The organism is Dehalococcoides sp. (assembly GCF_041654235.1).
Taxonomy (GTDB): Bacteria; Chloroflexota; Dehalococcoidia; order Dehalococcoidales; family Dehalococcoidaceae; genus Dehalococcoides; species Dehalococcoides mccartyi_B.
In genome coordinates, this window is record NZ_JBAZDW010000087.1 from 1 (window position 1) to 4,140 (window position 4,140).

5 protein-coding genes and 1 pseudogene are annotated in these 4,140 nt (G+C 50.5%); 4 read left to right on the forward strand and 2 right to left on the reverse strand.

The window, feature by feature from the left end:
* The 4 genes and pseudogenes from purH to WC259_RS07830 all read left to right on the forward strand — a co-directional run.
* A pseudogene (gene purH / locus WC259_RS07815) lies at positions 1 to 165 on the forward strand (bifunctional phosphoribosylaminoimidazolecarboxamide formyltransferase/IMP cyclohydrolase); the annotation flags it as partial.
* A gap of 17 nt (positions 166 to 182) precedes the next feature.
* A complete protein-coding gene (locus WC259_RS07820; RefSeq protein ID WP_372644105.1) occupies positions 183 to 1,184 on the forward strand; it encodes a nicotinate phosphoribosyltransferase in 1,002 nt (333 codons plus the stop codon).
* Between the two features lie 184 nt (positions 1,185 to 1,368).
* The gene (gene hgcC, locus WC259_RS07825) at positions 1,369 to 1,617 is read left to right on the forward strand and encodes an HgcAB-associated protein HgcC (RefSeq protein ID WP_011309778.1); all 249 of its coding nucleotides are present in this window, start codon (positions 1,369 to 1,371) and stop codon (positions 1,615 to 1,617) included.
* A 3-nt stretch (positions 1,618 to 1,620) separates the two neighbouring features.
* A complete protein-coding gene (locus WC259_RS07830) occupies positions 1,621 to 2,454 on the forward strand; it encodes an arsenite methyltransferase (protein WP_012034164.1) in 834 nt (277 codons plus the stop codon).
* Here the strand turns inward: WC259_RS07830 and tilS are convergent.
* Positions 2,451 to 3,881: a tRNA lysidine(34) synthetase TilS gene (gene tilS, locus WC259_RS07835; RefSeq protein WP_012034165.1), complete on the reverse strand. Its 1,431-nt coding sequence runs from the start codon at positions 3,879 to 3,881 to the stop codon at positions 2,451 to 2,453. The genes WC259_RS07830 and tilS overlap by 4 nt on opposite strands.
* Before the next feature lie 42 nt (positions 3,882 to 3,923).
* A partial coding sequence (locus WC259_RS07840) for a histidine phosphatase family protein (protein WP_372644109.1) occupies positions 3,924 to 4,140 on the reverse strand: 217 nt, incomplete at its 5' end.

A 4,140-nucleotide genomic window follows, 5' to 3' on the forward strand; every position in this document is an offset into this window, starting at 1 on the left:
GACGCCATGTTCCCCTTCCCTGACAGCGTTGAACAGGCTGCCGCTGCCGGAGTGACCGCCATTATCCAGCCGGGCGGTTCTATCCGTGACCAGGAGTCTATTGATGCCGCCAACAAGCATAATATAGCTATGGTCTTTACCGGCACCCGCCACTTCCGCCATTAGAATGAACCGGAGGAGTTATGACTTTTAAACCGAAGTTTAATATACCCGGAAACCTGCTGGCAGGGGATACCACAGATATCTATTTTGCCCGGACAGTGGAAATACTGGCTAAAGAAAACCGGAACCCTGTAGCGGTGATGGAAGTATTCGCCACCCGGCCCGGCATTCTGTGCGGTCTGAGCGAGGCTGTAGAGCTTCTTCAGGCGATATTGTCAGCGGGTGAGGGAGAAATATGGGCGCTGGAAGACGGTGACCAGATTTCAGCCAAGGAAGTCGTGATGCGTATCAAAGCTCCTTACCTGAGCTTCGGCCTTTACGAGACTGTTTATTTAGGCATGCTGGCTTCGGGTACTGGCTGGGCAACCGCCGCCCGCGAATGTGCGGAGGCGGCAGGGGATATACCTGTTACCAGTTTTGGTGCCCGGCATATTCACCCGCTGGTAGCCGGCCGCATGGATTATGCCGCCATGGTGGGCGGCTGCAAAGGCTGTTCGTCCATTGAAGGGGCGCGCCTTTCGGGCATCAACCCTTCTGGTACTATTCCCCACGCCCTGATACTGGTTATGGGTGATACTTTAAAGGCCACTCTGGCCTTTGACAAATACATGCCGTCCCAGATACCCAGAGTAGCTCTGGTAGACACCTTTAAAGACGAGGTTGAGGAAAGCCTGCGGGTAGCCGAAGCCATGGGACAAAGGCTGGACAGCGTCAGGCTGGACACCCCCCTTGAGAGAGGGCGGGTTACGGCAGATTTAGTTAAAGAAGTGCGTGCCAATCTGGATATGGCCGGACACAGGCATGTCAAGATATTTGTTTCCGGCGGCCTTACCCCGGAACGCATACGCTACTTTGCGGAAAATAATGCCCCGGTAGACGGCTACGGAACAGGCAGTTATATAAGCGGTGCCCGCCCCATTGACTTCACCGCAGACCTGCACGAAATTGAGGGCAAACCGGTAGCCAAACGGGGGCGCATACCCGGTCTCGCCCAGAACCCCCGCCTTAAAAAAATGCGTTAGCTATATTTAAACTCTAGATTATAAAGCGGCCTTAACCAGCCGCTTTTTCTTTTACTTGCCAACCTGATACGTCTAAATAAAACTCCAAAAAGCAGTGGCCGCCCGTTATATTATTTGACAGAAAAAACCAACCGGGGTATTATTCAGTATATTCTGATTTTACTGATTTACTAGTGAGGCAAATATGGAAGAAAAGTGCTGTTGCGGGATAGATGCCATCTTAAGCATAGACGCCCGTGGTCAGCTGGTACTCCCAAAGGAAATCCGCACCAAACTGGATATCCAGCCGGGAGACAAACTGGCGGCCATTACCCAGCATTCAGGTGGAAAACCCTGTTGCCTGCTACTCATAAAAGCAGACGAGTTTTCGGAACTGGCCAAAGAAATAGTCAGCCCCATTTTAAAAAACATGACAGTTGCAGGAGGAGATTAACCCATGACAGACATCAAGAAACTGGTGCGTGATGAATACGGACAGATAGCCGAAAGAGCGGCTTCACCCGCCAGCGGTTGCAGTTGCTGCAGCAGCTCTAATATGGCGGCAGAATCCAGCCTTCAGGCAGGCTACAGCCCTGAAGAAATAAACTCCGTCCCCGAAGGTGCCAACCTGGGATTGGGCTGCGGTAACCCTCTGGCGCTAGCCGAAATAAAAGAAGGTGAAACTGTACTGGATTTAGGGTCAGGCGGCGGTTTTGACTGTTTTCTGGCCAGCCCGCGGGTGGGTGAAAAAGGCAAAGTAATAGGTGTAGACATGACCCCCCAAATGTTGTCTATAGCCAAACGCAACGCTTTTCAGGGCGGTTATACCAATGTGGAATTCATTCAGGGGGAGATTGAAAACCTGCCGCTTGAGGCAAACAGTATAGACCTTATTATCTCCAACTGCGTTATAAATCTGTCACCGGACAAGCCTGCAGTCTTCAAGGAAGCCATGCGGGTACTCAAGCCGGGAGGTCGGATAGTCATTTCGGATATTGTGCTGGAAGGAGACCTGCCAGACGAAGTCCGCAAATCTGCCGCCGCCTATGTGAGTTGCATTGCCGGAGCAGAACAGATGTATGATTATCTGGATATTATCAATGATGCCGGTTTTGTTGACATAACATTACTGTCCAAAGAAACCTACGGCTCAGACAGCTGTGGTGACGAGGGTTGCGGCTGTAGTTGCAGCTGTTCAGATGAATCCTGCCACAGCCACCAAGATGCCGAAACCAACGAACTAGACGGTTTAATCAGCAGTTTAAGGCTCAAGGCCTACAAACCGCTTTAACCCAACAGCCTGAATTCCACCCGAAGCACCCGGCGGGTATTTTCATCTACCTTGGCGGATTCGCCAATACGGTAACCCACCAGCCAGAGTATTTCCTTGCTGGATATAAGCAGGGGTACTCTGGCCCGCCAGTTTCGGGGAATCTTATTGTCTATCATAAATTCCTTCAGGCTCTTGGCGTCTTCCATACCCAGCGGCTGAAACTGGTCACCCTCGGCGCGGGTACGAACTATCAGGTCAGTCCCGGCTTTATCCATATCCAGATAGGCTACCAGACTGCTTTCACTTAAATCCAGACCTATCGGCGAAGGCAGTATTTCAGTTTTTACTACCCAGCCGTCCAGAAAAGTTTCCGTCCCCACTCCCAGCCTGTATTCCCCCTGACAAGGCGGGTATGGACAGAGTTCGTCAATCCCCCAGCCCAGCAAATAATGTTCATAATCTACCTGAAAAACCAGCTTATATGGCAGGTCTATCCGCCGCCCGGCAGGCTTATCCATGGTCTGGACAATGTTCTCTATGTGACGGGCTTCTATATCCTTCAACCCGCCCAGCAGTTCTTCCATCATCTGGCGTAAAAGGTTTCGCTTAAGTGCCGGATGAAGCCGCTGCATCTCTATTTTTTCAATCATAAGCACATCGTCCTGGCGGATTACCAATTCGGCTTTCATCTGGGATGTAACCTCATCCAGCAGAGCCATTTCCTCACCCGCAATAAAAGCAGTACGGAGTATAGTTTCCTCAAAGGCGGGGTTAATTGTCTTTAACAGAGGCAATACCTCAAGGCGTATTCGGTTTCGCAGAGGTTCTGTGCTCAGGTTCGTAATATCCTGTCTGGGCAAAAGCCCAGCTTCGCGGCAGTACACTTGAGTTTCTGCCCGGCCAAGACACAGTAAAGGGCGGATAACCCTTAGACAGCCTGCACCGGCTATGGTTCGGTTTAAAACCGGCCTGAGTCCTTGAAGTCCGCGGGTTCCGCTACCCCTAACAAGGTGGAGCATAACGGTTTCAATATTGTCGTCCAGGGTATGTCCTACCGCTACTGCTGCTGAACCGAATTCGGCCGCGGTTCGGCAGAGAAAAGCGTAACGCATTTCGCGGGCGGCTTCTTCCAGTGACAGGTGGTGTTCAGCCTGATAAGCCTTGACACTGACTTTCTGCTGGCAAAGGGGTAATCCCAAAGCACTTGCCAGTTCGGTTACATAGGCGGCATCACGGTCAGATTCTTCTGCCCGCAGACCGTGATTCAGATGTGCCAGCCGCAAACTGAAACCCATTTCCCTGCTTAGTTTATGCATTATGTAAAGCATACAAACGGAGTCAGGTCCGCCGGAAACTGCCAGCAATATTTCGTCGCCGGCTGAAACCAGTCCCTGTTTTTTTATATATTTACTTACCCGTTCTGTTAAAATCTCGGTATTGTCCAAGGGTATATTACCGCCTTTTAAAACTTATTCAACAAGATATTTTCAAATACAACGGCTGTCCTGGTGAAAGCCATTTTCATTAAAAAGTGCCAGATAAGCTTGGTTGCCCTTAAACTCTATCAGACTTAGACTGCCGATGTGAAGCCTGAAATTGCCCATTTTTTCCAAAGGCAAATCAAGCACCTTGCAAATAATGGAGAGTATCACGAAATAATGACAGACCACGGCCACATTCTGGTCAGGATGGTCTGCGGCTATT